The organism is Uliginosibacterium sp. sgz301328 (genome assembly GCF_041807905.1).
Lineage (GTDB): Bacteria > Pseudomonadota > Gammaproteobacteria > Burkholderiales > Rhodocyclaceae > JBGVSA01.
Genome location: NZ_JBGVSA010000009.1, coordinates 137,292 through 164,142 on the forward strand (window position 1 = coordinate 137,292; position 26,851 = coordinate 164,142).

Consider the following 26,851-nt stretch of genomic DNA (forward strand, 5'->3'; position numbering starts at 1 on the left):
GCCTTCCAGGCATCTGGCGCCAACATCAGGAGAATCAACATGGCTTTCCCCCGTATCGGCAAGACCCTTCTCGGCGCCGCCGCATTGGCGCTGCCCGGCCTCGCACTGGCCCACACTGGCGCAGACGGCGGCGCACATCACCTGGCCGGCTTCGGTGAAGGATTGGCCCATCCCTTCACCGGCATGGACCACCTGGCCGCCATGGTCGCGGTCGGCATCTGGAGCGCGATGACCGCGCGCCGCGCGTGGATTGCCCCGTTGTCCTTCGCCAGCCTGGTGCTGGCCGGTGCACTGATGGGCATCGCGAACGTCGCGTTGCCCGCAGTCGAACCCATGATTGCGGCTTCGCTCCTGGTGCTGGGCTTGCTCGTCGCCACGCGCGCCAGTCTGCCTGCGGGTGCAGGCGCAGTGCTGGCGGGCGGCTTCGCGCTGTTCCATGGTCTGGCACACGGCACGGAGTTGACGGCCGCCCACAGCGTCGCCGGTGCGCTGGCCGGCATGGTCCTAGGCACGGCCCTGCTGCATGTCGCGGGACTCGCCATCGGTCACGCAATGCTGCGCGCCAACGCATGGTGGCCGCGCCTGCTGGGAGGCGGCGTAGCGCTGCTCGGCGCGGGATTCTTCACAGGCATGGCGTGAGGACATCATCATGACGCCCGGAGAGATCATCACCGATGACGGCGACATCGACATCAACGTCGGCTACCGCGCATTGACGCTCACTGTCGAGAACGCTGGCGACCGCCCGATCCAGGTCGGCTCGCACTATCACTTTGCCGAAACCAACGAGGCGCTGCGCTTCGATCGCGACGCTGCGCGCGGCATGCGGCTGAACATTGCATCCGGCACCGCCGTGCGCTTCGAGCCCGGCCAGAGCCGCACCGTGGAACTGGTCGACTACGCGGGCGACCGCGTGGTGTACGGCTTCCGTGGTCTCGTCCAGGGCCGTCTCTGAGGAAGGCATCGAACATGGCAAACATTTCCCGACGCGCCTACGCCGAGATGTTCGGCCCCACCACGGGCGATCGCGTGCGACTGGCCGACACCGGGCTGTTCGTGGAAGTCGAGCGCGACTTCACGGTCTACGGCGAAGAGGTCAAGTTCGGTGGCGGCAAGGTGATCCGCGACGGCATGGGCCAGAGCCAACGTGTTTCGGCCGAAGTTGCCGATACCGTCATCACCAATGCGCTGATCATCGATCATTGGGGCATCGTGAAGGCTGACATCGGCATCAAGGCCGGGCGCATCAGCGGCATCGGCAAGGCCGGCAACCCGGACGTACAGCCGGCCGTGACGATTCCCATCGGCGCGGGCACCGAGATCATCGCCGGCGAGGGCATGATCATCACCGCCGGCGGCATCGATACGCACATCCACTTCATCTGCCCGCAGCAGATCGAAGAAGCGCTCATGAGCGGCGTGACGACCATGATCGGCGGCGGCACCGGCCCGGCCACGGGCACCTTCGCCACCACCTGTACGCCCGGACCATGGCACATCCACCGCATGCTGGAAGCAGCCGAAGCGTTCCCGATGAATCTCGGCTTTCTCGGCAAGGGCAACGTGAGTCTGCCCGATCCGCTGCGCGAGCAATGCGAGGCGGGCGCCATTGGTCTCAAGCTGCACGAAGACTGGGGATCAACGCCGGCAGCGATCGACAATTGCCTGTCGGTGGCCGAAGAGCACGACGTACAGGTGGCCATCCACACCGACACGCTCAATGAATCGGGCTTCGTCGAAGCCACCATCGACGCCTTCAAGGGACGCACCATCCACAGCTTCCACACCGAAGGCGCGGGCGGCGGGCACGCCCCCGACATCCTGCGCGTGGTGGGCGAAGCCAACGTGCTGCCGTCGTCCACCAACCCGACGCGCCCCTACACCGTCAACACGCTCGACGAGCACCTCGACATGCTGATGGTATGCCACCACCTCGATCCGGCCATCGCGGAAGACATCGCGTTCGCCGAATCGCGGATCCGTCGCGAAACCATCGCGGCCGAGGACATCCTCCATGACCTCGGCGCGATCAGCATGTATTCGAGCGATTCGCAGGCCATGGGCCGCGTGGGTGAAGTCATCCTGCGTTGCTGGCAGACCGCGCACAAAATGAAGGCGCAGCGCGGCGCCCTGCCGGGCGACACGGCGCGCGCGGACAACGCGCGCATCAAGCGCTACATCGCCAAATACACAATCAATCCGGCCATCGCGCACGGCATCGCGCATATCGTCGGGTCCGTCGAAGTCGGCAAGCTCGCCGACCTGGTCGTGTGGCGCCCCGCATTCTTTGGCGTGAAGCCGTCGCTCATCATCAAGGGCGGCATGATCGCGGCTGCCGCGATGGGCGACGCGAACGCCTCGATTCCCACGCCACAGCCGGTGCACTACCGCCCCATGTTCGGTTCTTTCGGCAAGGCGCTGAAGACGTCCGTGACATTCGTGTCGCAAGCCGCGCTGAAAAATCCGCAGGTCGCCGACCTTGGACTCACGCGACCGCTCGAAGCCGTGCGCAACATCCGCAGCGTGAAGAAAGCGCACATGATCCACAACGACTACGCGCCAAGGCTCACAGTCGATCCCGAAACCTACGAGGTGCGCGCCGACGGCGATCTGCTGACCTGCGAGCCGGCCGTCGAACTGCCCATGGCACAGCGCTATTTCCTGTTCTGAACGGATACCACCGACGACATGCTTCTCATCGAAAAGCTCTACCACGGCGACGCACCGGCGACCGACGCTTTGGTGCTCGACTTTGACGCGCGCACCAAGAGCCGCCTGCGCACGAGGCTTGCCTCCGGCGAGGAAGTCGGCCTGTTCCTGCCGCGCGGCACGATCCTGCGCGGCGGCGACAAGCTCGAAGGTTCGGACGGTCGCATCGTGGCCGTGCAGTCCGCGCCGGAACAGTTGCTCGAAGCCCGCTGCGCCGATGCGCGCGAACTTGCCCGCGCCGCGTACCACTTGGGCAACCGCCACGTCGCGGTGGAAGTGGGTGACGGCTGGCTGCGCATCCAGGCCGATCACGTTCTCGAAACCATGCTGCGTGGGCTCAAGGCGGACGTCGCAAGTCTGACCGTGCCATTCGAGCCGGAAGCCGGCGCCTACGCGCCGGGCCATCATCACAGCGAACGTGGCGCCACCGAGGCGAAGATCCACGTCATGGGCGGCAAGGGCTGACATGCCGACGCCATCGCTCGCCCTGTCGCGCCTGCTTCATCTGGCGAGCCCCGCGCTACCCGTTGGTGCGTTCTCGTATTCGCAGGGGCTGGAGTGGGCCGTGGAATGCGGGCAGGTGAGCAACGCCGAACAGGCCGCACACTGGATCGGCGATGTTCTCCGGCTGGTGATCGTGCGCTGCGAAGGACCGGCCCTGGTGCAGCTCATGCGCGCCTGGCGCGCTGGCGATCACGCGAGTGTCCTCGCGCTCAACGCTCGATTCATCGCCACGCGGGAGACGGCAGAGCTGCGCGCGGAGACCGTGCAGATGGGCTATTCGCTGGCGCGACTGCTGCGCGACATCGGCGACATGCCCGATGCCGTCCGCGACGCGCTCGCGGGCCCGCGCGAAATGGCTTTCCCCACGGCATGGGCGGCAGCGGCGGCATGCTGGCATCTCGACGAGGCGGACGCCATCAACGCCTATCTGTGGGCGTGGCTGGAGAACCAGACCATGGCCGCCATCAAGCTTGTTCCGCTCGGACAGACAGCCGGGCAGAAAATGCTTTTGACATTGTCCGAAGAACTGCCGACCCTGGCAGCCGAGGTGCAGGCCCGCGCCGAAGGCGAATGGGAGAACTTCGCGCCAGCACAGACCATTGCGTGCGGTCTGCACGAAACCCAATACACCCGACTCTTCAGATCATGAACATGCAAAAATCATCACAACCCCTGCGCGTCGGCATCGGTGGCCCGGTCGGTTCGGGCAAGACCGCACTCACGCTCGAGCTGTGCCGTGCGTTGCGTAACAGGTACAACATCGCCGTGGTCACCAACGACATCTACACGGCGGAAGACGCGCAGTTCCTGGTGCGCAACGAGGCACTCGAACCCGACCGCATTCTCGGCGTGGAAACCGGCGGCTGCCCTCACACGGCAATCCGCGAAGACGCTTCGATCAACCTCGAAGCGGTCGATCGCCTGAACCGGGCGTTTCCAGGTCTGGAGATCATCTTCGTCGAGTCGGGCGGCGACAATCTGGCCGCAACGTTCTCGCCGGAATTGTCCGACCTCACGCTGTACGTGATCGACGTTTCCGCCGGCGACAAGATTCCGCGCAAGGGCGGCCCCGGCATCACCAAGAGCGACCTGCTGGTCATCAACAAGATCGACCTTGCACCGATGGTGGGCGCCTCGCTGGAGGTCATGGACCGCGACGCCCGCAAGATGCGCGGCGAGCGCCCGTTCGTCTTCAGCAATCTGAAGACCGGCCAGGGGCTTGCCGAAATTATCGATTTCATCGAAAAGCAAGGACTGATGCAGGGCTGACTGCCCGGGATCAATGGTCGCCGCCCTGCAGGCAGACGGTCCGCAGCCCGTGATCTATGTTCAAAGCGCGACCGGTGGCGGCGCGCTCGGCCAGAACGACGGCTGACAACCCAATGGTCCCGCGCTCTGCGCATCCCACACCGCCTCCTCTCTCGGCCTTCACGCCATACACCGGCCGCTCCCATAACACTCTCCCGATCCCGGCGCGCCGCATGTGCGCCGGGATCGCCTTCCCCGGAGCGAGGAGACATCCATGAAGGCCATGGTCGTAGAGAAATTCGGCGCGCCGCTCGTCCTGCGCGACATGCCGGAACCACAACTACGGGGGCCGTACGACGTGATCGTGAAGATCCACGCCTGCGGCGTCTGCCACACCGACCTGCATGCGGCGCACGGCGACTGGCCCGTCAAGCCAAAACTGCCCCTGATCCCGGGACACGAGGGCGTGGGCGTGGTGGAGAAGGTCGGCGAACTGGTCACGCACCTGCAGGTGGGCGATCGCGTGGGCGTGCCGTGGCTGCACTCGGCATGCGGCCTGTGCGATCCGTGCCTGTCAGGCTGGGAAACCCTTTGTGCGCACCAGCACATGACCGGCTACAGCGTCGACGGCAGCTACGCCGAGAAAGTCGTTGCCGACGGCCGTTTCGTCGGCAAGATTCCGGACGCGCTCGATTTCGCCGCCGTGAGTCCGCACTTCTGCGCGGGCGTGACGACCTACAAGGCGGTGAAAGTGGGCGGCGCGGCCCCCGACAAGGTCGTCCTGATCTCGGGGCTCGGTGGCCTCGGCCATATGGCACTGCAATACGCCAAAGTCGCAGGCGCAACCACGATCGGCGTCGACGTGCAGGAGCATTCGCTCGATCTGGCGAAGAAGCTCGGCGCGGATGAAGTCATCAACGCCGCGTCGCAGGATGTCGGCAAGACGGCGCAGAAGCTCGGCGGCGTCGACATCGTCATCGCCACCGCCGTATCAGCAAAGGCGTTCCGCGCATCGTTCGACGCTCTCAAGCCTGGCGGCAAGCTGGTCATCGTGGGCCTGCCGCCAGAGGAATTGCCGATTCCGGTTTTCGAACTCGTACTGCAAGGCAAGAGCGTGATCGGTTCGATCGTCGGCACGCGCAAGGATTTGGAAGAAACGCTCGATCTGGCCGCGCGAGGTCTCGTCAAATGCAACTACGCCGTCGAGCCGCTCGAAGCGGTTAACGACATTTTCGGGCGCATGCAGGCCGGGAAGATCGAGGGGCGGATGGTGTTGCAGATCTCCTGAACGATGGGTGTCGGAAAAAAGCCGCGTGCTCTGCAAGGAGGCGCGGCTTTTCTTTTTGGCGGGTGACGGCGTGCCAGCGATCGAGTCCGGGGTCTGCCATGCTCGAAGAGCGACACGAACCCCCAAGCCCTTACCAGTCGGTCAACTGCAGCCCGATGCCAATCGAGTTCTGCAACACGTTGTAGTCGATCAGGCTCTCTCCATAGCCATAGAACCACTGCGCGTAGCCCCTGAAGTGACCGAACAGGGGGAAACTCCACCCAAGCTGGAGGGCGCCCTTGTTCTGGCTGGGGCCGCGCAGGTTGTTGCGGACCATCATGTCGACGGTATGTCCGTTGCCGAAACGGTAGATGCCCGTGATGTCGAAGTTGCCCATGTAGGACTCGATATCTGGGTTGTCGTCTTCGCTGGCTTTCTCGGGAACGCGCCACCACGGACGGATGCCGATGGCAAAGTTCTCGCCAGAGTCGAGCGCGATCAGGCCGAAGATGCGGTTCCAGCTCCGCGACAGCTTCCCGCCCCGTCCATTCGACTGGTGGTTGTACCCGAGCGCCACGCTGCGCGCCTGCAGACCGAAGACGTTGAAGTCCACGCCCGTCGTGAGCCACGTCTCCGGTTCGTGATTGGTTTCGCGGAATGGCGACGACAGCTTCCTGTTGTAGACCTGCCAGAACGCGCGCTCGGTGTAGGCGGCATACCAGTCCACCTTGTTGTCGAATAGCCCCAGCGCCAGCGGCGCCTTGAGGCTGATCTGGAATTTGGCTTCAACCTTCTTGGCGTCCCCCTCCTGGGCGTCGATGGCCGCACCGAAGACTTCCGAATTGGGGCGATGATCGCTGTACGAGGCTACCAGCAGATAGTTGGGGCGGTGCGCGGTGATGGCGTAGCGATTGACGTTGGCTTGCGCCTCTTCCCTGCGACGCTCGGTGATGAACGAATCCTGCGCAGGCTCCTGTGCCTGTTCGACGGGTTTGGGCGGCATGATGGTGGCGCCTGGTGCAGCGCCGATCGGCGCGACCTCGTCGCAGGCGGCCTTGATCTGCGCCACCGTCATGTCCGGATCGGCGCGATTGAGTTTTTCGAGCAGACATTTGTCGCGAGCCTCGTCGGCCATCGCGGGCGATGCCGCAAGCGCGGCAAGGAAAGCAAGGACCAGCAGCGGAGCCTTGGGCATGCAACGTTCTCCTGTCGCGTCAGAGCGCGCGACGTACGAATCTTTTTCGGGGATGTAAACGGCAAAGGGCGCCCGGACGATGCGTCCGGACGCCCTCCGGGTGCGGGCGAATGGTAGCGCGAAACGCGCGCGTGTCGCTGTCAGCCGAAGCGACCGGTGATGTAATCCTCGGTTTCCTTGCGCGTGGGCTTCACGAACATCTTGTCCGTCTCGCCGAATTCGATCAGCTCGCCCAGGTACATGTAGGTCGTGTAGTCCGAGATGCGCGCGGCCTGCTGCATGTTGTGCGTGACGATGACGATGGTGAATTCCTGCTTGAGTTCGTCGATCAACTCTTCGATGCGCATCGTCGAGATCGGATCGAGCGCCGAAGTCGGCTCATCGAGCAGCAGCACTTCGGGCTTGACCGCCACGCCGCGAGCGATGCACAGGCGTTGTTGCTGGCCGCCCGACAGGCTGGTGCCGCTCTGGTGCAACTTGTCCTTGACCTCGTCCCACAGCGCGGCCTTGCGCAGAGCCCACTCGACGCGCTCTTCCATCTCGGCGCCAGTCAGGCGTTCGTGCAGGCGCACGCCGAAGGCGATGTTGTCGAAGATCGACATGGGGAACGGTGTCGGCTTCTGGAACACCATGCCGACCTTGGCGCGCAGCGTGGACACGTCGATATCCGAGCCGAGAATGTTGCGCCCTTCCAGCAGCAACTGGCCTTCGGCGCGCTGTTCCGGGTACAGGTCGTACATGCGGTTGATCGTGCGCAGCAGCGTCGACTTGCCGCAGCCGGACGGGCCGATGAACGCCGTCACCTTGTGGTGGGCGATCGACAGGTTGATGTTCTTCAGCGCGTGGAACTTGCCGTAGAAGAAGTTGAAGTCGCGGAATTCGATCTGCGGTACGAGCGAGGTCATAGTTTCTCTTTGGCTTGAGTCGTCATGCGTTGTTCTGGCGGAAGAACACGCGCGCGATGATGTTGAGCGCGAGCACACCAGCAGTGATGATCAGCACGCCGGCCCAGGCCAGCGTCTGCCACTCGGTGAAGGGGCTCATGGCGAAACGGAAGATGGTCACCGGCAGGTTGGCCGTCGGGCCCGACAGGTCGGTGCTCCAGAACTGGTTGGACAGCGCGGTGAAGAGCAGCGGCGCGGTCTCGCCGGCGATGCGCGCCACCGCGAGCAACACCCCCGTGACCACGCCGGCCTTGGCCGCGCGCAGCGTGACGATCATGATCACGGTGCGCTTGGGCGCGCCCAGCGCGTACGCGGCCTCGCGCAGGGAGTTGGGCACGAGTTGCAGCATGTTCTCGGTGGTGCGCACGACCACCGGCACCACGATCAGCGCCAGCGCCACGATACCTGCCCAGCCCGAGAAGCGCCCCGTATGCGCCACGACCATGGCATACACGAACAGGCCGATGACGATCGACGGAGCGGACAGCAGCAGGTCATTCACATAGCGCGTGACGTTGCCCAGCAGGGTGCTGCGACCGTACTCCGCCAGATAGATGCCGGCCAGCACGCCGATTGGCGTTCCGACGAACGTGGCGCCAGCCACCATCATCAGGCTGCCGACGATGGCGTTGGCGAGGCCGCCGCCTTCGCTGTTGGGAGGCGGCGTCATCTGGGTGAACAGATTGAGCGACAGGCCCGTAACGCCCAGTTGCAGCACGGTCCACAGAATCCACGCCAGCCAGAAGAGGCCAAAAACCATGGCGCCCATCGACAGGGTGAGCGCGGCGCGGTTGATCAGTTTGCGACGAGTGAGCAGTTGCATGGATGACCCGATCAGCTCTTGGCGCCTTCGTGGCGCGCCAGGCGGGCCAGGAATGCTTTGGAGATCACCAGCACGATCAGCGTGATGACGAACAGGATGAGGCCCAGCTCCATCAGCGCAGCGGTATGCAGGCCGGGGGCGGCTTCGGCAAACTCGTTGGCGAGCGCCGAGGTGATGCTGTTGCCCGGCATGAACAGCGAGGCCGAATTCAGGAAATTGGTATTGCCGATGACGAAGGTCACGGCCATCGTTTCGCCCAGCGCGCGGCCCAGGCCCAGCATGATGCCGCCGATGACACCCGCCTTCGAATACGGCAGCACGACATTCCAGACCACTTCCCACGTCGTGCAGCCCAGGCCGTATGCCGATTCCTTGAGCAGCGTCGGGGTGACTTCGAACACGTCGCGCATCACCGCGGCAATGAACGGGATGATCATGATGGCGAGAATGATGCCGGCCGTCAGCAGGCCGATGCCCATGGGGGGGCCGGAGAACAGCACGCCGATGACGGGCAGCTTGCCCAGCGTGGACGCCAGCACCGGTTGTACGTGCTGGGCGAAGAACGGCGCAAACACGAGCAGGCCCCACATCCCGTACACGATGCTGGGGATGGCGGCGAGCAGTTCGATGGCGGTCCCGAGCGGACGACGCAGCCACTTGGGCGACAGTTCGGTCAGGAACAGCGCGATGCCGAAGCTCACGGGCACCGCAATGATGAGCGCGATGAGCGACGTCAGGACGGTGCCGTACATCGGCACCACGGCCCCGAAACGCTCCATCGGCGGGTTCCACTCCGTCGAGATGAGGAACTTGATGCCCAGCCCGGTGATTGCAGGCCAGGACGAATAAATCAGCGCAACGATGATGCCCAGCAGGCACAACAATGCGAAGAAAGCGACCGAGCGCGTCAGCCCGGCAAAAAGGCGATCGCCAAGATCGCGCTTCGGGCGATCGAGGCCCAGGTTCGAGTGCGTATTCAACAACGCGCCCCCCGCATGCGAGGCGACCGCCGCCCCGGTGGCATCCACCGAAACAGCGGTCACGCTCCCGTTAGAATCAACGGAGACGGTCATGGAGGCTTACTTCGCAGCCGAAACGGTCTTGCCGGAAGCGTCCTTGATCTGTCCCCAGGACGTGTAGATCTGCTTCACGGTCGCGTCGGGCAGCGGCACGAAGTCCAGATCGGCCGCCATCTTGCCACCATTCTTGTAAGCCCACTCGAAGAACTTCAGGACTTCCTGAGCTTGCGCCGGCTTGTCCTGCTGCTTGTGCATCAGGATGAAGGTGGCGCTGGTGATGGGCCATGCATCCTTACCCGGCTGCTCGGTCAGGATTTCGTAGAAGGCCGGACCCCAATTGGCGCCGGCCGAAGCAGCGGCGAACGTGTCGTCCGACGGTTGCGGCCATTGCTTGTCCTTATTCTGCACCAGCGCGTACGTCAGCTTGTTCTGCTTGGCGTAGGCGTATTCGACGTAACCGATGGAACCCGGCAGGCGCTGCACGAAGGCCGACACGCCTTCGTTGCCCTTGCCGCCCAGGCCCACCGGCCATTGCGGGGCGGTACCTTCGCCGACGGTCTTCTTCCATTCCGGCGAAACCTTCGACAGGTAGTTCGTGAAGACGAACGAGGTGCCCGAGCCGTCAGCGCGACGCACCACGCCGATAGCCTGGTCCGGCAGCTTCACGCCCGGGTTCAGCTCGGCAATGGCCTTGTCGTTCCAGGTGGTGATCTTGCCCAGGAAGATGTCGGCCAGAACCGGGCCGGTCAGCTTCAGTTCGCCCGGCTTGATGCCGGCAACATTCAGGACGGGCACCACGCCGCCGATCACGGTCGGGAATTGCGTCAGGCCGTCCTTGGCCAGGTCTTCAGGCTTGAGCGGCATGTCGGACGCGCCGAAATCGACCGTCTTGGCCTGGATTTGCTTGATGCCACCGCCGGAACCGATCGATTGATAGTTGATCTTGTTGCCGGTGGCCTTGTTGTACGCGTCGGCCCACTTGGAGTAGATCGGAGCCGGGAACGAAGCGCCTGCGCCGGTGATTTCGGCAGCGAAGGTCGCGGAAGACATCGCCGCCAGCACGGCAGCGAAAATCGTATTCAGAGCGGTGTTGCGCATGGCGTTTCCTTGATTGGGAGGGTTACGACGCTGCACAGACTATTGCGGTTATGTTACGGCTGTATTGCAAGTCCGCCGGCGCGAATCACGATGCACCAATCAGGTGACGCCGCCCGGCGTCACAAGCCCGGGTCGCTCCCCTCGCCCGCCAGCGAGGCATCCACCACGCGCCGCGTCAGGTGCGGCGCGAAGGATTCGATGAAGGCATAGACATAGCCGCGCAGCCAGGCGTTGCGCGGCAGTCCGATGCGGGTGGTCGACGATTCAAACAGGTGCGACGCATCGGCCGCAGCAAGCTGGCGGTCGATCATCGGGTCATAAGCCATGCTGGCGATCAAGCCGATGCCCAGGTCCATGGCCACGTAGGTCTTGATCACGTCCGAGTCGATGGCCGTCAGCACCACCCTGGGCTTGAGGCCACGCCCCACAAAGGCCTTGTTGATGAGACTGCGGCCGGCAAAAGCGAAGTCGTAGGTGATGATCGGGTACTTGGCGATGGATTCGAGGGTAAGCGGCTGTTCGCGCAGGATCGGATGCCCCGGTTTGGCAATGACGCTGCGGTTCCATTGGTAGCAGGGCATCATCACCAGATCATGGTAATCGGCGATGGCCTCGGTCGCGATGGCGAGGTCAGCCTCGCCGGACAGCACCATTTCGCAGATCTGCTGCGGGCTGCCCTGGTGGAGTGAAAGCTGCACCTTGGGATAGCGCCGCAGAAAATCACCCACCACGCGCGGCAAGGCATAGCGAGCCTGCGTGTGGGTGGTGGCGATCGACAGGCGTCCGGTGTCTTCGTTGTGATACTCCTCGCCGACCGCGCGCAGATTGTCGGCCTCGCGCAGCATGCGCCCCGCGACTTCGATCACCTTCTGGCCGGGCTCGGTCACGGCGACCAGCCGCTTGCCGTGGCGTACGAAGATCTCCACGCCCAGCTCTTCTTCCAGCAGCTTGATCTGCTTGGATACGCCGGGCTGGGAAGTAAACAAAGCATCGGCCGCCTCCGACACCGACAGGTTACGGCGGGCGACCTCATAGACATAACGCAGTTGTTGCAGGTTCATCGCGATTCTTTCGTGCCGGGCGGCCGGCGCGGTTTTCAGCTTTCCACGTCGGCCAGGCGGCGTTCGCTCACCCGGGGTGCGACCACCGCCTTGGCGGCAACATGTTCCGGGTGGTCCTGGTAGGCATCCAGTGCGGCGCGGCTGTCGAACTCGGAATACAACATGAGGTCGGCCGAGGTGGCCTCGCGCGAGAAATCGGCGCGAACCTCCAGCAGCCTCATGCCGTCGATGCGGCCATTGAGTGCCTCCAGTGCCTCGCGGATGGCCAGGATGTCGGCGGCGCGCTGTTCGGCGTCCTCCGCCTTGAGTCGCCACATGACGATGTGTCGGATCATCGGGTCTGTCTCCATATATGAACGGCCTCGGCCGCGTGTCTGAATCCTGCGCCAGCCATGCATGGACCTTATATTACTTTTTCTTCTAACAGTGTGAATCAAACCAGCAATGCGGCTCCATGGACGGCGGATATGATCGCCACTCTGGATCAAACCCTTGCTGCTTCATGGACTTTGCCTATCCGTTTGCCGGTTTTGCCGTTGGCCTGATTGTCGGAATTACCGGTGTGGGAGGCGGTTCACTGATGACGCCGCTGCTGGTGCTGCTATTCGGCATCCACCCGTCCGTGGCCGTGGGGACGGACCTGCTCTATGCATCCGTCACCAAGGCCGGCGGCACGCTGGCGCACAGCCTCAAAGGCACCGTCGACTGGCAGATCACGCGCCGCCTGGCTGCAGGTTCGTTGCCCGCGGCCGCCTTGACGCTGCTGGCGATGCATCGTTTTGCGCCGGGCGGCATCGGCGGCGCGGCCAAGTTGATTTCGGCGGCGCTGGGCGTGGCCTTGGTGCTGACCGCGCTGTCGCTGGTCTTCCGCAGCCGCATCCAGCTGTTCGCGCAGCGCCATGCGGGGGAAAGCAGTGAAGCCCGTACGGCAACGCTCACCGTGGTGACGGGCGCGATCCTTGGCGCTCTGGTGTCGATCTCATCGGTCGGCGCTGGCGCGCTGGGCGTGACGGCTTTGTTTTTCCTGTACCCTGCGCTCCCCGCGCGGCGCATCGTCGGTTCGGACATCGCCCATGCGGTGCCGCTGACGCTGGTCGCCGGCCTCGGCCACTGGTGGCTCGGCAGCGTGGACTGGATGCTGCTGGGCAGTCTGTTGATCGGCTCGCTCCCCGGCATCTGGGTGGGCAGCCAGATTTCGACTCGCCTGCCCGAACGCGCGCTACGCCCGCTACTGGCCTGCATGCTGGTGCTGGTCGGCGCAAAGATGATTTCACTTTGAGGCGTATCCCCGCCCCAACGGTTAGAGAGAAACGCGATGTATCAATACGACGAATACGATCAGCGCATTGTGGATGAACGAGTTGCTCAGTTCCGCGACCAGACCCGGCGCTATCTCGCCGGCGAACTGTCGGAAGATGAGTTCCGCCCGCTGCGCCTGCAGAATGGCCTGTATATCCAGCGCCACGCGCCGATGCTGCGCATCGCCACGCCCTACGGCCTGCTCGCCTCGCGTCAATTGCGCAAGCTGGCGCACATCGCGCGCACGTATGACCGCGGCTACGCGCACTTTTCGACGCGCCAGAACACACAGTTCAACTGGCCAGCCGTGGAACAGGTGCCCGACATCCTGGCCGAGCTGGCCACGGTGCAGATGCACGCCATCCAGACCTCCGGCAACTGCATCCGCAACATCACCACCGACCAGTTCGCCGGCGTTGCGCCGGACGAAGTCGTCGACCCGCGCCCGATCGCCGAAATCATCCGCCAATGGAGCACCTTCCATCCGGAATTCGCGCTGCTGCCGCGCAAGTTCAAGATTGCGGTGAATGGCTGCAAGGACGACCGTGCGGTCATCAAGCTGCATGACATCGGTCTGGAATTCCTGCGCAACGACGCCGGTCAGATCGGCGTGCGCGTATATGCGGGCGGCGGCATGGGCCGCACGCCGATCATCGGCGAACTGGTGCGCGACTGGCTCGACTGGCAACACGTGCTGACCTACTGCGAAGCGATCGTGCGCGTCTACAACCTGCACGGCCGTCGCGACAATTCGTACAAGGCCCGCATCAAGATTCTCGTCAAGGCGCTGGGCATCGAAGAATTCCGCCGTCAGGTCGAAGCCGAATGGGCGCACCTGAAGGACGGCCCCAACACCATTACGCAGGCCGAGTTCGACCGCGTCGCAGCGCACTTCGCCCCGCCGGCCTACGAGACTTTGCCGGCGACCGACGCAGGCTTCGAAGACAGGCTCGCGAGCGATCGTTCGTTCGCAGCGTGGGTCAAGCGCTGCGTGCATCCGCACCGCGTGCCGGGCTATCGCGCCATCACGCTGTCGCTCAAGCCCACCGGCGTCGCGCCGGGGGATGCCACCGCTGAACAGATGGACCTGGTGGCCGATCTGGCCGACCGCTACAGCTTTGGTGAGCTGCGCGTGTCGCACGAGCAGAACCTGATCCTGTCGGACGTGAAGCTGGGCGAACTGTACGAGGTCTGGCAAAAGGCCCGCGCGGCGGGGCTGGCAACGCCCAACATCGGGCTGCTGACCGACATCATCTGCTGCCCGGGCGGTGACTTCTGCTCGCTTGCCAATGCCAAGAGCATTCCGATTGCCGAATCCATCCAGCGCCAGTTCGATGACCTGGACTACCTGCATGACATCGGTGAGATGGAACTGAACATTTCGGGCTGCATGAATTCCTGCGGCCACCACCACGTCGGCCACATCGGCATTCTCGGTGTCGATAAGGACGGCTCCGAGTGGTACCAGGTCTCCATCGGCGGCAAGCAAGGCAACGACACCAGCCTCGGCTCGGTGATCGGTCCGTCCTTCGCCGCCGACGAAGTCGCCGGCGTGGTGCAGCGCCTGATCGATGTGTACATCGACAACCGCATCGAAGGCGAGCGCTTCATCGACGTGGCGCGCCGCCTTGGCGTGGCGCCTTTCAAGGAACGTGTTTACGCCGACCGTCAGCCGGCAAAGCGTGAGGTTGCAAATGTCTAATTACATCAAGGGCAACACCGTCGCCATCGACACCTGGCAGACCGTGCAACTGCCGGCGGTGGAAGAAGCCGTGCGCAAGCAGGCCGGCAAGGTGGTGCTCTTCAAGCTCACGGGTGCGCCGAGCGCCACCGCTGAACAGATCGCCGGCACCGAACTGCCGGCCGGCAAGATCATCGTGCCGCTGCCCGTGTGGCTGGCCCGCAAGGAAGAACTCGCCTCGCGCGTGGCGGCCGGTGAAATCGGCGTGTGGATCGACACGCACGAACTGGTCGAAACGCTCGTCGAATCACAACCTGATCTGAACGCGCTGCCGGTGATCGGTGTGCACGTCGAGCGTTTCGCCGACGGCCGCAATTTCTCGATCGCCACGCTGCTGCGTACGCGCTACGGCTACAAGAACGAACTGCGCGTGTTCGGCGATGTGCTGCGCGACCAGATGTTCTTCTACCAACGCTGCGGCTTCGATGCGTACGTCGTGCGCGCCGATCGCTCGGCGGAAGATGCGCTCCGTGGCCTGTCCGATTTCAGCGAACCCTATCAGGGCGCGGTGCACATCGACCAGCCGCTGTGGCGTCGCCACGCTCGCGTTTGAGGCGCTGGTCAAGGCATACACATGGATCAGACCGTTTCATTTCTCAAGCCACGCACGACCAACCCCGCGACACAGCCAGAGCTGACCGATGCACTCGTGGCGTCGGTGGCGGTCAAGCGCGCGCAGGCGCTCGAACTGTTGCATGGCGCTGTCGATGAGTTTAGCGAAGTCACTTTTGCCAATAGCTTCGGCGCCGAGGACATGGTGCTGACGGACATCATCGCCACCGAGCATCTGCCGATCGAGATCTTCTCGCTCGACACGGGCCGTCTGCCCGCCGAGACGTACACGCTGATGGCCGAGACCGAAAAGCGCTATGACATGCGCTTCAAGGTGTTCTTCCCGCGCGCGGAAACGGTAGAAGCGTACGTGCGCACGCATGGCATCAACGCGTTCTACGAATCCATCGACTTGCGCAAGGCATGCTGCCACATGCGCAAGGTCGAACCGCTCCAGCGTGCGCTGGCCGGCAAGCGCGCCTGGGTGACGGGTATGCGCGCCGCGCAGAGTGCGACGCGCAGCGAACTGCCGGTGCGCGAATTCGACGCCGGCAACAAGCTGGAGAAATTCAGCCCGCTGGCCGACTGGAGCGAGAAGGAAGTGTGGGCCTACATCCGCCTGCACACCGTGCCCTACAACGCGCTGCATGATCAGTTCTACCCGAGCATCGGTTGCGCGCCGTGCACGCGGGCCATCGCGCTGGGCGAAGACGTCCGCGCTGGGCGCTGGTGGTGGGAAGACCCGACATCGAAGGAATGCGGGCTGCACGCCAAAAAGTAATTGCGCAGAAACGACACAACGGAGCGCCGCCCGTCACGCGGCGAGAGAAACAAGCAGGTTAAGCAATGACGACCCTGACGAAGCAAACACTGTCGCACCTCGACTGGCTCGAAGCGGAGGCGATCCACATCATGCGCGAGGTGGCCGGCCAGACCGAGCGCCCCGTGCTGCTCTTTTCCGGCGGCAAGGATTCGATCTGCATGCTGCGCCTGGCCGAAAAAGCGTTCCGTCCGGGCAAGTTCCCGTTCCCGCTCATGCACATCGACACCGGCCACAACTACAAGGAAGTGGTCGAGTTCCGCGACAAGCGCGCGGCCGAACTGGGCGAGCGCCTGATCGTGCGCTCGGTGGAAGACTCCATGAAGCGCGGCACCGTGGTGCTCAAGTCGACCGATGAATCGCGCAACAAGCATCAATCGGTGACGCTGCTCGAAGCGATTGAGGAATTTGGCTTCGACTGCTGCATTGGCGGCGCCCGCCGCGACGAAGAAAAAGCCCGCGCCAAGGAGCGCGTGATGAGCTTCCGCGACGAATTCGGCCAGTGGGACCCGAAGAACCAGCGCCCGGAACTGTGGAACCTGTACAACGCCCGCGCGCACAAGGGCGAGAACATCCGCGCCTTCCCGATCAGCAACTGGACCGAAATGGACGTGTGGCAGTACATCGAGCGCGAGCAACTCGAACTGCCGTCGATCTACTTTGCGCATGACCGCCAGGCCGTGATGCGCGGCGGGGCGATCTTCCCGGTCAACGTGCCGCTGGCCAATGGCGAGGTGATCAACGCACCGCGCGCCGGTGAAGAAGTCATCGACCTGCGCGTGCGCTTCCGCACCGTCGGCGACATCACCTGCACGGCGCCGGTCCTGTCGGATGCCGACTCGGTGGCCAAGATCGTGCTGGAAACTGCCACGACCACCATCACTGAACGGGGCGCAACGCGTCTGGATGACCAGACTTCGGATGCGTCCATGGAGCAACGCAAGAAGGAAGGCTATTTCTGATCATGTCCGCACACGAACACATCCAGGACAACGGCCTGCTCCGGTTCATGACCTGCGGCTCGGTCGACGACGGCAAGAGCACGCTGATCGGCCGTCTGTTGTACGACACCAAGGCGATCCTCGCCGACACGCTGACCGCCATCGAGCGCACCTCGCAGAAGCGCGGCATGGAAGCTGTCGACCTGTCGCTGCTGACCGATGGCCTGCAAGCCGAGCGCGAACAGGGCATCACGATCGACGTGGCGTACCGTTATTTTTCGACCGGCACGCGCAAGTACATCATCGCCGATGCCCCCGGCCACGAGCAGTACACCCGCAACATGGTCACCGCCGCGTCGACGGCGAACCTCGCGATCATCCTCATTGATGCGCGCAAAGGCGTGCTCACGCAGACCCGTCGCCACAGCTACATCGCGCATCTGCTGGGCATTCCCCATCTGGTGGTAGCCGTCAACAAGATGGACCTGGTCGACTACGATCGCGCCACCTACGACCGCATCGTCGCCGACTACAAGGCGTTCGCCGCCAGGATCGGCCTGGGCGATCGCGGCTGCGACCTGCGCTTCATCCCGATGTCGGCGCTCAATGGCGACAACATCGTCGATCGTTCGGAAACCATGAACTGGTATTCGGGGCCGACGCTGCTCGACGTGCTGGAGTCCGCGCCGGGTGCGCATAGCGAACACATTGAAGCCTTCCGCTTCCCCGTGCAGTTCGTGTGCCGTCCGCAGGATTCGGCCAACCCGGACCTGCACGACTATCGTGGATTCATGGGCCGTGTGGAATCGGGCTCGATCCGCGCGGGCGACGAAGTGACTGCACTCCCGTCGGGCCGCACCAGCCGCGTGAAGGCCGTACATCTGGGCGGCGCGCCGATCGCCGAGGGCGTCACTGAACAATCGATCACGCTACTGCTGGAAGACGAAGTCGACATCTCGCGTGGCGACATGATCGTGAAGACCGCCGAGTTGCCCGAAGCCCGCAAGGAGCTGACGGCCACGGTGTGCTGGCTGTCCGAAACGCCGCTCTCGCCGGCGCGTACGTACCTGATCCGTCACACCACGCGGACCACCAAGGCCAAGCTTGCTGGCATCGCCTTCAAGGTGGATGTGAATTCGCAAGAGCATGTCGACGCCACCAGCCTCGCCATGAACGACATCGCGCAGGTGACGTGGAAGCTCGCGCAGCCGGTTTTCGCCGATCCGTACTCGGAAAACCGTGCAACGGGGGCCTTCATCGTCATCGATGAGAGCACCAACAACACCGTCGGCGCCGGCATGGTGCTGTAGGGCGTCTCTCGGGCCCCAGACTGCGAAGGCTCCCTCGGGAGCCTTTTTCGTTGCACCCGTCACATCGGCGGCGACACCACTGCATGGCCCGGCAGGCGGCGCGTATACTCAACCGCTCGCTGCTGCTGCCGTTATTGAGACATGCCACTGGCCCTCCGCCACACCGACCTCCGCATCCAGGCCGACAAAGTCTGGCTCGATGCATTGCAGTCGCACGCCCCCGACGTGCGCGGCCTGATCGTGCTGATCGCGCCGTACCTGACGCGTCTGCGCGAGTCGCGCGAGAACTACGTCGCCGCTGCCATGCGCGCAGCGGGCTACGGCACGCTCATCGTATCGATGCTCAGCCCCTACGAAGACGCGCGCGATCCAGACGTGAAATATGATGTGGCGCTCCTGCAACGGCGCCTCGAAGCGGTACTCGACTGGCTCGACCAACAACCGTCGTGGAGCGCCATGCCGCGCGGCATTCTGGCCGTCGGCACGACCGCGGCCGCCTGCGTGCGGGTGCTGTCGCGCGCGCCGGAGCGCGCTTCGGCACTCGCTTGCCGCGCGCCGCGCATAGACCTGGCGGGCGCCGAACCGTTGCGACGCCTGAACGTGCCTACGATGATGATGATCCCCGGCGCCCAAGGCGACCTGCGCGCGCCTGCTGAACATGCCTACGCGTTCATCGGCGCACCCAAGGCATGGCGCGAGTTCAACGAGGCCAGCGCCGGATTCATTGAACCCGGCGTGCTCGAGGCGGCCTCCGCCGCCGCGCGCGACTGGTTCATCAAGCACCTTCCCGAAGCGCCGCCCGTCCAGATCGAAGCCCCCATCGCAGACCAATGACTGCGAGCGGCTTCGACGCGGTCGTTGGCACGGCGCCTGATGCGCCTGCCGTCGAGGGCGTACCGCGCTACCGCTCCATTCAGGCTGCGATCGATGCCGCGCCGCTGATCGCCCAACATGAGTGGCGCATTCTCATCTGCGCAGGCCTCTACTTCGAGAAAATCGTCGTCACGCGCCCGCGCATATCGCTCATCGGAGAGGGCCGCGACACGACCGTGCTGCGGTTCGATGCGAGCTCCGGCACGCTGGCCCCCGATGGCGAACGCTGGACAACTTGGGGCTGTGCGACGCTGATCGTGCGTGCGCCGGATTTCCATGCCTCGCCTGACCATCGAGAACAGCTACGACTATCCGGCCAACCTTGCGAGGGAACTGGCTGGCGACGCCTGTGATCCCCACCCGCAAGCCGTGGCATTCATGACCGACGCAGGTGCGGATCGCACCCAACTGGAGGACGTACGCCTCATCGGCTACCAGGACACCTTGTTCCTCAACGCCGGCCGCAGCAACTTCCGCCACGTTTCCGTCAGCGGACATATCGACTTTGTCTTCGGCGCGGGCGTTGCCGTATTCGAGTCGTGCGACATCGTCTGCCGCGCGCGCGACGGCCAGACGCCAACCGGATGGGTGGCGGCGCCAAGTACGCCACGCGGGCAGCAATACGGAATGGTGTTCAAGGAATGTCGTCTGCTGCGCGAGCCGCAGGTGCCGGACAGCTCATGCGCATTGGGGCGGCCATGGCACCCCACGACCGACTTCCCGGATGGGCGCTACGCCGACCCGGACGCCATCGCTAGCGCGGTGTTCATCGATTGCTGGATGGACGCCCATATCGTCCACGAGGGTTGGCACGCCATGCACGGAACTGCGCGCGATGGTAGTCGCGTCGACTTTCAGCCAGAAGACGCGCGATTCTTCGAATACCGGAGCAGTGGCCCCGGGGCGCGAACCCACGCGCGGCGCCGCCAGCTCGACCCCGCCACGGCTGCGCATTTCGAAACGCCGGCCGTGCTGAGCGGCTGGCGTCCCTGACGGTCGCCGTCAGACCGACATCGACCACCACCACAACAGCCCCACGCCGATCAGCATCACGAGCGCGAGCCAACCGTATGCGCGCGGGATGGCCTCGGTGGCGTCACCACGCTTGAATCCGGAAAGCATCGCCGCGGCGAGGTTCTCGCGATGCGCCACGCTGCCGACGATGACACCCAGCAAATGCAGGCCGACCAGGATCAGGAAGGCCCAGGCGAGCGTTTCGTGCGTTTCGGCAGCCCAGTCGCCGGTCCATTCGTTGTAGGTGATCCATCCGAAGATCGGTGTGATCAGCCCGAGTACGATCATCAATGCGATGGCCCAGCCACCCGCAGGATTATGTCCGGTGAAATGTGCGGCCGGCCCGCGCAGCAGGGAGCGTACATAACCGACCGCTGCGCCAGGGCCGCGCAGGAAGGAGGCGAAGCGCGCGTGGCGCGAGCCCGCCAGGCCCCACAGCAAACGGAACACCATCAGTGCGAATATGGTGTAGCCGCAACTGACGTGAATGAGCAGATAGCGGTCGCTGCCAGAGGTGATCCACGAGCCGGCGAAACAGGCCACCAGCAACCAGTGGAATACGCGGGTGGGCCAGTCCCATACCAGGATCTTGTCTTTCATTTTCTGCACCATCGTCGACAAAAAAGGGGCCGTTGCGGCCCCGTGCGTGTGCGATTACTTCACGCTCAGCAGGTAGGTGAGAAAGTCGCCCTTCTCCTGAACCGTGCATTCGCGGCCCAGCACTTCACCGCACATGCGCTTGTAGAGACGCGCCACCTTCTCCGGATCGGTAAAGCGTTCAGCGTTGGCCGACGGCGCAATCGGTTTGATGGCGCGGCCGGTTGCGGCGTGCTTGCCTTCCTTGGTCGGGTCGGTCGTGTGGCAGCTCGCGCATGCCCATTCCTTGCCATGCTTGGTGTTGTAGAACTCCTTGCCGCGGTCGGCGGAGAAACCGGCAAACGACGGGTCCGCCTGCTTGGCCTCGGCCTGCAGGCCGGACAGGATCTGCTGCGGCGTTTCGGCCACGGCCAGGCCACACAGGCCCGCCAGCGACAATGCGATCAACAGCTTCTTCATGGCTCTCTCTTTCTCTCTGGATGGCTGGGTTCGGGTTCTGGGCCCGATGACTGAACACTTGCTGCGCAAAACTATTCCACTTTGCCGCTGGCGACGGGTGCCGTCCGTCGCATGCGCGTGAGTACCACACGGCACAGGGGCGTGCATACAACGGTCGTGACCACGGCCACGACGACAAAAAGTGCGTATTGCGATGCATTGAGGATGCCTGCCTGAAGACCGATCCCCAATATGACAAGTTCCATCAGCCCGCGCGCATTGAGCAGCAGCGCCAGCAAGCGGCCTTCATCCGCCGACATTCCTCGTCGGCGGGCGACCCAGTACAGCGGCAGCAGCTTGGACGCCATCGACACGACGAGAAACGATAGCCCCCAGGTGAATTCGGCCCCCTCGAAAGAGCCGGACAGAATGTTCATGCCCGCAACGACGAAGTACAGGGGACAGAAGAAACGATCGGTCACCCAGCCCATGTCGCGCTTCCAGTCGCGCACGACTTCGCGCTGCGTACCGAAAACGGTGCCGACGATGAACGCGCCGAAGACAACATGCAGACCGGCCATGTGCGTGACACCGGACACCGCCAGCAGAATCACGAGGATCGCTTTGGTCGCGCCGGCCTGGGCCCAGCGCGCGCCCATCAGACGGCGCAGCGCATGCAGCCCGCCGAACAGCATCAGCACCAGTAAACCACGCCCGGCGGCGAAGACGGACGGTTCGCCATCCGAATGGATCGCCAATGCAGCGCCCACCAGCAACCAGCCCACCACGTCGGTGATGCAGGCAACGCGGAACGACAGCCGCCCCACGGGCGTGCCGCCGATGTGCAGTTCGGCCAGGATGCGGGCCAGCACCGGCACCGCACTGATCGCCGTGGCGGTCGCCACGAGCAGGATGAAAGCCGTCGACACCTGCATGGCATGCGCGGAGGCATACCACACGGCCCACATGCCACCACCAATGAACGCGGGCAATACGTTGAAGGCGCTCACCGTCAGATCGCCGCGCCAATCGATTGCGCGTTCGTCCTTTTCGTGAAGCAAGGCGCCGAATACCAGGAAGACCAATCCGAAATTGCCCACCAGGGCGAGCGATGAGGCGACAGTGCGCACCGACGCGCCGGGAATCGCGGCCAGCACCAGCCCAATGAGCAGGCCGGAGAGGATTTCGCCCACCACCAGCGGTTGGCCCATCCAGCGAGAGATCGTCCGGAACGCCAGCGTCGCCGCCAGTACGCCGGCAACGATCAGCTCAAGAGGAAGCGACTGGACGGCAATGGACATGAGACGGGGCGCTGGAGTGGAAATGGAATACGCGGATCGCATTGTGCACGCGTTTTCTCTGTGTGCGCCATGGGCGCTGCGTTACATGTCGACACAAGGCCATAACACCTTGGCCGCGCCCGGCGCGATACGGTGGGCGACATTGCAGTCCGGGGCCAGCCCCGACGCACAGACAGGAGCGACGCCATGAAAAGAAACGCCGTACTCATCGCCTTTGCGTCCGTACTCGCCACCACCGCGGCCGACTGGTCGGTGGCATCCGACAACATCCCCACACTGCGCGACAATGATCGCGACGGCCGCGACCGACGCGACGATGACGTAGCCGACAGTGACTGGCTCGAAGGCGAAATCCGCCAAGTGGATCGCGAGGCGCAGCGCCTCGTCGTGCAAGCGTCCGGCAGCCAGTTCCTGACCACGCTGCGCGTGAACGACCGCAACCTGCTCGCGCTGGCCCACCACGGACAGAACGTCCGCTACCGGCTTGATCGTGCGGCCGTAGCGCCGACGATGTCCGCACTGGAAGTCCTCCCGGCTCGGAGCTGACTGCGGCGGCGCGCGCCGCGCCGTGACCGCTCCGGGCGTTGCAGGCATAATCGCGCGGACTCTGTCCGGCACGTTTCCATGCACCACCGCAACCGACTCCGCTTCTTCTGGGCGGCATGCCTCGCCATGCTGGTCCAGGTGCTATTGCCGGTTGCGCATGCGAGCATGCCGATCCGCATGGAGATGTTGCAGGGCGACATCTGCAGCGTCGACCGCGCGGGCACACGCGGCGACATGCCGACGCACGATGACGCGCACGCGCCCAAATGTCCATTGTGCACAGGCGTCAGTCACGCCCCGGCCTTGCCGACACAGACGGCATCCGTGCTGTCGGCGCAAGAGCCGCCCGAACCCAAGCCCGCCGGGACGCAGGCGACCGCGCCCGCCGAAGCCTGGTCACTGTTCGCCGCGCGCGCGCCGCCGTCTCTCTGATCCGTCCCGATTCCGCCCACGCACTGCGTCGGTCGATACCGTCGCAGGCGAACAAGCCTGCTCGACGGGCACACCCGTAAATCAGAGAGAAGAACATCATGGATTTTTTCCGCACCCTGCTGGCTTCGGCCGCAACCATTTTCATCACGGCCGCATCGGCCCACAGTTTTGATCTCGGCGTGATCCACATCGGCCACCCATGGGCGCGTGAGACCGTACCGGGCCAGCCCACGGCGGGCGCGTATCTGACCCTTGAGAACAGGGGCGGAGCCGACCGGCTGCTGGCTGTAAGCACGCCCGCTGCGGCCTCGGCTGAGGTGCACTCGATGAGCATGGAAGGCACGACCATGCGCATGCGCAAGCTGAACGCGCTCGATCTGCCGCCGGGCAAGACCGTGGTGCTGGCACCGGGCGGCTTCCATGTGATGCTGTTCGGGTTGAAAGCGCCGCTCAAGAATGGCGACCGCATTCCGCTGACCTTGCGCTTCGAGAAAGCCGGCGAAGTCACCGTCACGGTGAATGTGCAGGCCAATGACGCCGCGCAGGTCGAACATGCCGACCATGCAGGCATGAAGCACTGACACGCCCGAGCTGGCGCGCCGACGACGAGTCCGGCGGCGCGCCTCTGCTAACATCCGCCCTCGTCGTATCGAATCCCCGCTCACCATGTCTTCCGCCGCACTGGCTTACAGCCTGATCCTTTACTGCCGCCCCGGCTTCGAAAACGAATGCGCCGCCGAGGCGAGCGCGCTGGCTGGCCGGCGTGGCATTTCGGGCTTTGCCAAGACCACGCCGCAATCGGGCTACGTGCACTACGTGTTGCACGATGCGGTGAACTGGCTCGATCTCGCGGAAGCCCTGCCCTTCAACGACTGGGTATTCCCGCGTCAGCGGGTGATCGGCGTCGGCCGCATCGATGATCTGCCGGAACGCGATCGCGTCACGCCCATTGCCGACGCGGTGGCGGAACTCGGTCTGCGCGTCGGTCGCGTATGGGGCGAGACGGCCGACACCAACGACGCGAAGGAACTGTCAGGCTTCATTCGCCGCTTCTCGCCGCATCTGGAAAAGGCGCTCACCAGGCAGGGCTCGCTCAAGCCCAGGCACGACGACTGGCCGACGCTGCATCTGTTCTTCCGTAGTGCGTCGAGCGTGGACATCGGCCTGACACTCCCGCACGACGCTTCGCCCTGGCCGATGGGCATCGCGCGCCTGCGCATGCCCCGCGCCGCACCCAGCCGCTCGACGCTGAAGCTGGCCGAGGCGTTCATGGCACTGATGTCGCGCGAAGAGCAGCAATCCACATTGCGCGCGGGACTCAAGGCGGTCGACCTGGGCGCAGCACCCGGGGGCTGGACGCTTCAGTTCGCCGAACGCGGCTTGCACGTGACGGCCGTCGACAACGGCCCCATTGCCGATTCGGTGCTCGACACGGGCATGGTGGAACATGTCCGCGCCGACGGTTTCGCGTGGCGCCCGCAACGCCGTGTCGAATGGATGGTGTGCGACATGGTCGAGCAGCCTTCACGCGTGGCGCAACTGGTGGCCGACTGGGTGGCGACAGGCCGTTGCCAGCGCAGCATCTTCAATCTCAAGCTGCCGATGAAAAAGCGCTGGGAGGAGATCGAACGCTGCCGCAAGCTGATCGACCAGCGCATGCGCCTGCACGACGATAAGTACGTGCTGCGCATGAAGCATCTCTACCACGACCGCGAAGAGATCACTGCCTACCTGGCGCGCGTCTGAGGCGGCTCTGCGGCGTCGGACATCGCGCCTTTCGCGCGAAACGCCACAAAACGGGGCGGTTTTGGGTCTTTGTGTGACGGTTTGTCATGCAAATGGCGCTCTGGCGCGCCCCGTCGCTAGTCAGGCGGGTATACTTGCGGACTTTGCTAGTGACCGAGAATTGCGCGCATTGGCGCGCCTGACGACCATGAGTTTTGCCGATCTGGGCCTGATCCCCGAGCTTCTTCGCGCGGTAGACGATTCGGGCTACACCGAACCGACCCCCATCCAGCAACAAGCCATCCCCGTCGTGCTGGCCGGGCAGGATGTCATGGGCGGCGCGCAGACCGGCACCGGCAAGACGGCGAGCTTCACGCTGCCGCTGCTGCAAAAGCTGTCGCGCTGGGCCAATACCAGCGCGTCACCCGCGCGCCACCCCGTGCGCGCGCTGATCCTCACGCCAACGCGTGAGCTCGCCATGCAGGTGTACGAATCGGTGCAGAGTTACGGCAAGCACCTGCCGCTGCGCGCGAGCTGCATCTATGGCGGCGTCGACATGAACCCCCAGATTGCCGAGTTGCGCACTGGCGTGGAAGTCGTCGTCGCGACGCCGGGCCGTTTGCTCGATCACGTGCAGCAACGCACGATCAATCTGGGCCAGGTCGAAATACTCGTGCTGGATGAAGCCGACCGCATGCTCGACATGGGCTTCATCCCGGACATCCGCCGCATCCTCGCGCTGCTGCCGGCACAACGTCAGAGCCTGCTGTTCTCGGCCACGTTCTCGGAAGAAATCAAGAAGCTCGCCGACACCATGCTGCGCAGCCCGCAGCTAATCGAGGTGGCGCGCCGCAACACGGTGTCCGAAACGATCAAGCACATGGTCCACCCGGTGCCCACGGCCGTGAAGCGCGAGCTGCTGGCGCATCTGCTCACCAACGAAAACCTCAACCAGGTGCTGGTGTTCGTCAGCACCAAGTTCGGTTGCTCGCGGCTGGCCCGCCATCTGGAACGCGAAGGTCTGACGGCCGACGCCATCCACGGCGACAAGAATCAGCAGCAGCGCACCGAGGCGCTCGAGAAGTTCAAGAACGGCGACATCCGCGTGCTGGTGGCGACCGACGTCGCGGCCCGCGGCCTGGACATCGACGATCTGCCCTGCGTGGTGAACTTCGAGCTGCCGCCCAATCCGGAAGACTACGTGCACCGCATCGGCCGCACTGGCCGTGCCGGCAAGCAGGGGTACGCCATCTCGTTGGTGGCTCCGGAAGAGTCACAACGCCTCGGCGCGATCGAGCGCATGATCAAGCTGAAGATCACGCAGGAGGTGGTGCCCGGCTTCGGTACCGACGCAACGCCCGAGACGCTGCGCCGCAACCGTCGTCCGCCGCGCA

The 26,851-nt window shown here is 64.3% G+C and carries 31 protein-coding genes; 21 read left to right on the forward strand and 10 right to left on the reverse strand.

What is annotated here, in order from left to right; all coding sequences use genetic code 11:
- The first annotated feature begins 39 nt into the window (after positions 1 to 39).
- The 7 genes from ACDA63_RS09065 (at position 40) to adhP (ending at position 5,749) form a co-directional block, all read left to right on the forward strand.
- On the forward strand, positions 40 to 639 hold the full coding sequence (locus ACDA63_RS09065) for a HupE/UreJ family protein (protein ID WP_373662901.1): 600 nt from the start codon (positions 40 to 42) through the stop codon (positions 637 to 639).
- Between the two features lie 10 nt (positions 640 to 649).
- On the forward strand, positions 650 to 955 hold the full coding sequence (locus ACDA63_RS09070; RefSeq protein WP_373662902.1) for an urease subunit beta: 306 nt from the start codon (positions 650 to 652) through the stop codon (positions 953 to 955).
- A 14-nt stretch (positions 956 to 969) separates the two neighbouring features.
- Positions 970 to 2,670 carry an urease subunit alpha gene (gene ureC / locus ACDA63_RS09075; protein WP_373662903.1) on the forward strand — a complete coding sequence of 567 codons (1,701 nt, stop codon included), beginning with the start codon at positions 970 to 972 and terminating at the stop codon, positions 2,668 to 2,670.
- An 18-nt stretch (positions 2,671 to 2,688) separates the two neighbouring features.
- Positions 2,689 to 3,174, forward strand: a complete 486-nt coding sequence (gene ureE, locus ACDA63_RS09080) for an urease accessory protein UreE (RefSeq protein ID WP_373662904.1) — start codon at positions 2,689 to 2,691, stop codon at positions 3,172 to 3,174.
- Between the two features lies 1 nt (position 3,175).
- On the forward strand, positions 3,176 to 3,862 hold the full coding sequence (locus ACDA63_RS09085; protein ID WP_373662905.1) for an urease accessory protein UreF: 687 nt from the start codon (positions 3,176 to 3,178) through the stop codon (positions 3,860 to 3,862).
- 2 nt (positions 3,863 to 3,864) lie between these two features.
- Positions 3,865 to 4,482, forward strand: a complete 618-nt coding sequence (gene ureG / locus ACDA63_RS09090) for an urease accessory protein UreG (protein WP_373662906.1) — start codon at positions 3,865 to 3,867, stop codon at positions 4,480 to 4,482.
- 253 nt (positions 4,483 to 4,735) lie between these two features.
- Complete coding sequence (gene adhP, locus ACDA63_RS09095; RefSeq protein WP_373662907.1) at positions 4,736 to 5,749, forward strand: alcohol dehydrogenase AdhP; 1,014 nt, start codon at positions 4,736 to 4,738, stop codon at positions 5,747 to 5,749.
- A 130-nt stretch (positions 5,750 to 5,879) separates the two neighbouring features.
- Here adhP and ACDA63_RS09100 read toward each other — a convergent pair whose 3' ends face one another.
- The 7 genes from ACDA63_RS09100 to ACDA63_RS09130 form a co-directional block, all read right to left on the reverse strand.
- Positions 5,880 to 6,923: a phospholipase A gene (locus ACDA63_RS09100; protein WP_373662908.1), complete on the reverse strand. Its 1,044-nt coding sequence runs from the start codon at positions 6,921 to 6,923 to the stop codon at positions 5,880 to 5,882.
- Between the two features lie 140 nt (positions 6,924 to 7,063).
- The gene (gene pstB, locus ACDA63_RS09105) at positions 7,064 to 7,828 is read right to left on the reverse strand and encodes a phosphate ABC transporter ATP-binding protein PstB (RefSeq protein WP_373662909.1); all 765 of its coding nucleotides are present in this window, start codon (positions 7,826 to 7,828) and stop codon (positions 7,064 to 7,066) included.
- 22 nt (positions 7,829 to 7,850) lie between these two features.
- Positions 7,851 to 8,690, reverse strand: coding sequence for a phosphate ABC transporter permease PstA (gene pstA, locus ACDA63_RS09110; protein ID WP_373662910.1), 840 nt, complete (start codon positions 8,688 to 8,690; stop codon positions 7,851 to 7,853).
- A gap of 11 nt (positions 8,691 to 8,701) precedes the next feature.
- The gene (gene pstC, locus ACDA63_RS09115) at positions 8,702 to 9,763 is read right to left on the reverse strand and encodes a phosphate ABC transporter permease PstC (protein ID WP_373662911.1); all 1,062 of its coding nucleotides are present in this window, start codon (positions 9,761 to 9,763) and stop codon (positions 8,702 to 8,704) included.
- A gap of 6 nt (positions 9,764 to 9,769) precedes the next feature.
- Positions 9,770 to 10,807: a phosphate ABC transporter substrate-binding protein PstS gene (gene pstS / locus ACDA63_RS09120; RefSeq protein ID WP_373662912.1), complete on the reverse strand. Its 1,038-nt coding sequence runs from the start codon at positions 10,805 to 10,807 to the stop codon at positions 9,770 to 9,772.
- Positions 10,808 to 10,926: 119 nt separating this feature from the next.
- On the reverse strand, positions 10,927 to 11,868 hold the full coding sequence (gene cysB, locus ACDA63_RS09125) for an HTH-type transcriptional regulator CysB (protein ID WP_373662913.1): 942 nt from the start codon (positions 11,866 to 11,868) through the stop codon (positions 10,927 to 10,929).
- Between the two features lie 35 nt (positions 11,869 to 11,903).
- Positions 11,904 to 12,203: a Dabb family protein gene (locus ACDA63_RS09130; RefSeq protein WP_373662914.1), complete on the reverse strand. Its 300-nt coding sequence runs from the start codon at positions 12,201 to 12,203 to the stop codon at positions 11,904 to 11,906.
- Between the two features lie 167 nt (positions 12,204 to 12,370).
- Between ACDA63_RS09130 and ACDA63_RS09135 the strand changes: the two genes are divergently transcribed.
- The 9 genes from ACDA63_RS09135 (at position 12,371) to ACDA63_RS09175 (ending at position 20,397) form a co-directional block, all read left to right on the forward strand.
- Complete coding sequence (locus ACDA63_RS09135) at positions 12,371 to 13,147, forward strand: sulfite exporter TauE/SafE family protein (RefSeq protein WP_373662915.1); 777 nt, start codon at positions 12,371 to 12,373, stop codon at positions 13,145 to 13,147.
- A 36-nt stretch (positions 13,148 to 13,183) separates the two neighbouring features.
- Positions 13,184 to 14,869, forward strand: coding sequence for a nitrite/sulfite reductase (locus tag ACDA63_RS09140; RefSeq protein ID WP_373662916.1), 1,686 nt, complete (start codon positions 13,184 to 13,186; stop codon positions 14,867 to 14,869).
- Positions 14,862 to 15,461 (forward strand): DUF934 domain-containing protein, encoded by a 600-nt coding sequence (locus ACDA63_RS09145; RefSeq protein ID WP_373662917.1) that lies wholly within the window; start codon positions 14,862 to 14,864, stop codon positions 15,459 to 15,461. Before ACDA63_RS09140 ends, ACDA63_RS09145 begins: the two co-directional genes overlap by 8 nt.
- A gap of 21 nt (positions 15,462 to 15,482) precedes the next feature.
- Positions 15,483 to 16,241, forward strand: a complete 759-nt coding sequence (locus tag ACDA63_RS09150; protein WP_373662918.1) for a phosphoadenylyl-sulfate reductase — start codon at positions 15,483 to 15,485, stop codon at positions 16,239 to 16,241.
- A 65-nt stretch (positions 16,242 to 16,306) separates the two neighbouring features.
- Positions 16,307 to 17,242, forward strand: a complete 936-nt coding sequence (cysD, locus tag ACDA63_RS09155; RefSeq protein WP_373662919.1) for a sulfate adenylyltransferase subunit CysD — start codon at positions 16,307 to 16,309, stop codon at positions 17,240 to 17,242.
- A 2-nt stretch (positions 17,243 to 17,244) separates the two neighbouring features.
- The gene (cysN, locus tag ACDA63_RS09160; protein ID WP_373662920.1) at positions 17,245 to 18,531 is read left to right on the forward strand and encodes a sulfate adenylyltransferase subunit CysN; all 1,287 of its coding nucleotides are present in this window, start codon (positions 17,245 to 17,247) and stop codon (positions 18,529 to 18,531) included.
- A gap of 141 nt (positions 18,532 to 18,672) precedes the next feature.
- Positions 18,673 to 19,365: a hypothetical protein gene (locus tag ACDA63_RS09165; protein ID WP_373662921.1), complete on the forward strand. Its 693-nt coding sequence runs from the start codon at positions 18,673 to 18,675 to the stop codon at positions 19,363 to 19,365.
- The gene (locus tag ACDA63_RS09170; protein WP_373662922.1) at positions 19,362 to 19,757 is read left to right on the forward strand and encodes a pectinesterase family protein; all 396 of its coding nucleotides are present in this window, start codon (positions 19,362 to 19,364) and stop codon (positions 19,755 to 19,757) included. Before ACDA63_RS09165 ends, ACDA63_RS09170 begins: the two co-directional genes overlap by 4 nt.
- On the forward strand, positions 19,681 to 20,397 hold the full coding sequence (locus ACDA63_RS09175) for a pectinesterase family protein (RefSeq protein WP_373662923.1): 717 nt from the start codon (positions 19,681 to 19,683) through the stop codon (positions 20,395 to 20,397). The genes ACDA63_RS09170 and ACDA63_RS09175 overlap by 77 nt, the downstream gene beginning before the upstream one ends.
- A gap of 9 nt (positions 20,398 to 20,406) precedes the next feature.
- Here ACDA63_RS09175 and ACDA63_RS09180 read toward each other — a convergent pair whose 3' ends face one another.
- The 3 genes from ACDA63_RS09180 to ACDA63_RS09190 all read right to left on the reverse strand — a co-directional run bounded on the left by ACDA63_RS09180 (position 20,407) and on the right by ACDA63_RS09190 (position 22,754).
- Positions 20,407 to 21,018: a cytochrome b/b6 domain-containing protein gene (locus ACDA63_RS09180; RefSeq protein WP_373662924.1), complete on the reverse strand. Its 612-nt coding sequence runs from the start codon at positions 21,016 to 21,018 to the stop codon at positions 20,407 to 20,409.
- Between the two features lie 54 nt (positions 21,019 to 21,072).
- Entirely contained in the window at positions 21,073 to 21,474 is a 402-nt protein-coding gene (locus ACDA63_RS09185; protein WP_373662925.1) for a DUF1924 domain-containing protein, read from the reverse strand.
- Positions 21,475 to 21,545: 71 nt separating this feature from the next.
- Complete coding sequence (locus tag ACDA63_RS09190; protein WP_373662926.1) at positions 21,546 to 22,754, reverse strand: cation:proton antiporter; 1,209 nt, start codon at positions 22,752 to 22,754, stop codon at positions 21,546 to 21,548.
- 186 nt (positions 22,755 to 22,940) lie between these two features.
- Here ACDA63_RS09190 and ACDA63_RS09195 point away from each other — a divergent pair, with 186 nt between their 5' ends.
- The 5 genes from ACDA63_RS09195 to ACDA63_RS09215 form a co-directional block, all read left to right on the forward strand.
- The gene (locus ACDA63_RS09195; RefSeq protein WP_373662927.1) at positions 22,941 to 23,300 is read left to right on the forward strand and encodes a hypothetical protein; all 360 of its coding nucleotides are present in this window, start codon (positions 22,941 to 22,943) and stop codon (positions 23,298 to 23,300) included.
- Between the two features lie 78 nt (positions 23,301 to 23,378).
- Positions 23,379 to 23,732: a DUF2946 family protein gene (locus ACDA63_RS09200; RefSeq protein ID WP_373662928.1), complete on the forward strand. Its 354-nt coding sequence runs from the start codon at positions 23,379 to 23,381 to the stop codon at positions 23,730 to 23,732.
- Positions 23,733 to 23,830: 98 nt separating this feature from the next.
- Positions 23,831 to 24,313, forward strand: coding sequence for a copper chaperone PCu(A)C (locus ACDA63_RS09205; protein ID WP_373662929.1), 483 nt, complete (start codon positions 23,831 to 23,833; stop codon positions 24,311 to 24,313).
- A gap of 85 nt (positions 24,314 to 24,398) precedes the next feature.
- The gene (gene rlmM, locus ACDA63_RS09210; protein ID WP_373662930.1) at positions 24,399 to 25,478 is read left to right on the forward strand and encodes a 23S rRNA (cytidine(2498)-2'-O)-methyltransferase RlmM; all 1,080 of its coding nucleotides are present in this window, start codon (positions 24,399 to 24,401) and stop codon (positions 25,476 to 25,478) included.
- A 187-nt stretch (positions 25,479 to 25,665) separates the two neighbouring features.
- Positions 25,666 to 26,851 (forward strand): DEAD/DEAH box helicase (locus ACDA63_RS09215; protein ID WP_373662931.1); only part of this gene is annotated, 1,186 nt, incomplete at its 3' end.

Coding starts and splice junctions, on each gene's coding strand:
- ureE (WP_373662904.1), top strand. CDS start 2,689: ATGCTTCTCATCGAAAAGCTCTACCACGGCGACGCACCGGCGACCGAC.
- ACDA63_RS09070 (WP_373662902.1), top strand. CDS start 650: ATGACGCCCGGAGAGATCATCACCGATGACGGCGACATCGACATCAAC.
- pstA (WP_373662910.1), bottom strand. CDS start 8,690: ATGCAACTGCTCACTCGTCGCAAACTGATCAACCGCGCCGCGCTCACC.
- ACDA63_RS09195 (WP_373662927.1), top strand. CDS start 22,941: ATGAAAAGAAACGCCGTACTCATCGCCTTTGCGTCCGTACTCGCCACC.
- ACDA63_RS09180 (WP_373662924.1), bottom strand. CDS start 21,018: ATGAAAGACAAGATCCTGGTATGGGACTGGCCCACCCGCGTATTCCAC.
- ACDA63_RS09085 (WP_373662905.1), top strand. CDS start 3,176: ATGCCGACGCCATCGCTCGCCCTGTCGCGCCTGCTTCATCTGGCGAGC.
- ureG (WP_373662906.1), top strand. CDS start 3,865: ATGCAAAAATCATCACAACCCCTGCGCGTCGGCATCGGTGGCCCGGTC.
- ACDA63_RS09175 (WP_373662923.1), top strand. CDS start 19,681: ATGCCTCGCCTGACCATCGAGAACAGCTACGACTATCCGGCCAACCTT.
- adhP (WP_373662907.1), top strand. CDS start 4,736: ATGAAGGCCATGGTCGTAGAGAAATTCGGCGCGCCGCTCGTCCTGCGC.
- pstB (WP_373662909.1), bottom strand. CDS start 7,828: ATGACCTCGCTCGTACCGCAGATCGAATTCCGCGACTTCAACTTCTTC.
- pstS (WP_373662912.1), bottom strand. CDS start 10,807: ATGCGCAACACCGCTCTGAATACGATTTTCGCTGCCGTGCTGGCGGCG.
- ACDA63_RS09145 (WP_373662917.1), top strand. CDS start 14,862: ATGTCTAATTACATCAAGGGCAACACCGTCGCCATCGACACCTGGCAG.
- rlmM (WP_373662930.1), top strand. CDS start 24,399: ATGTCTTCCGCCGCACTGGCTTACAGCCTGATCCTTTACTGCCGCCCC.
- ACDA63_RS09150 (WP_373662918.1), top strand. CDS start 15,483: ATGGATCAGACCGTTTCATTTCTCAAGCCACGCACGACCAACCCCGCG.
- ureC (WP_373662903.1), top strand. CDS start 970: ATGGCAAACATTTCCCGACGCGCCTACGCCGAGATGTTCGGCCCCACC.
- ACDA63_RS09140 (WP_373662916.1), top strand. CDS start 13,184: ATGTATCAATACGACGAATACGATCAGCGCATTGTGGATGAACGAGTT.
- pstC (WP_373662911.1), bottom strand. CDS start 9,763: ATGACCGTCTCCGTTGATTCTAACGGGAGCGTGACCGCTGTTTCGGTG.
- ACDA63_RS09170 (WP_373662922.1), top strand. CDS start 19,362: ATGACTGCGAGCGGCTTCGACGCGGTCGTTGGCACGGCGCCTGATGCG.
- ACDA63_RS09130 (WP_373662914.1), bottom strand. CDS start 12,203: ATGATCCGACACATCGTCATGTGGCGACTCAAGGCGGAGGACGCCGAA.
- cysB (WP_373662913.1), bottom strand. CDS start 11,868: ATGAACCTGCAACAACTGCGTTATGTCTATGAGGTCGCCCGCCGTAAC.
- ACDA63_RS09100 (WP_373662908.1), bottom strand. CDS start 6,923: ATGCCCAAGGCTCCGCTGCTGGTCCTTGCTTTCCTTGCCGCGCTTGCG.
- ACDA63_RS09200 (WP_373662928.1), top strand. CDS start 23,379: ATGCACCACCGCAACCGACTCCGCTTCTTCTGGGCGGCATGCCTCGCC.
- cysN (WP_373662920.1), top strand. CDS start 17,245: ATGTCCGCACACGAACACATCCAGGACAACGGCCTGCTCCGGTTCATG.
- ACDA63_RS09135 (WP_373662915.1), top strand. CDS start 12,371: ATGGACTTTGCCTATCCGTTTGCCGGTTTTGCCGTTGGCCTGATTGTC.
- ACDA63_RS09190 (WP_373662926.1), bottom strand. CDS start 22,754: ATGTCCATTGCCGTCCAGTCGCTTCCTCTTGAGCTGATCGTTGCCGGC.
- ACDA63_RS09165 (WP_373662921.1), top strand. CDS start 18,673: ATGCCACTGGCCCTCCGCCACACCGACCTCCGCATCCAGGCCGACAAA.
- ACDA63_RS09065 (WP_373662901.1), top strand. CDS start 40: ATGGCTTTCCCCCGTATCGGCAAGACCCTTCTCGGCGCCGCCGCATTG.
- cysD (WP_373662919.1), top strand. CDS start 16,307: ATGACGACCCTGACGAAGCAAACACTGTCGCACCTCGACTGGCTCGAA.
- ACDA63_RS09205 (WP_373662929.1), top strand. CDS start 23,831: ATGGATTTTTTCCGCACCCTGCTGGCTTCGGCCGCAACCATTTTCATC.
- ACDA63_RS09185 (WP_373662925.1), bottom strand. CDS start 21,474: ATGAAGAAGCTGTTGATCGCATTGTCGCTGGCGGGCCTGTGTGGCCTG.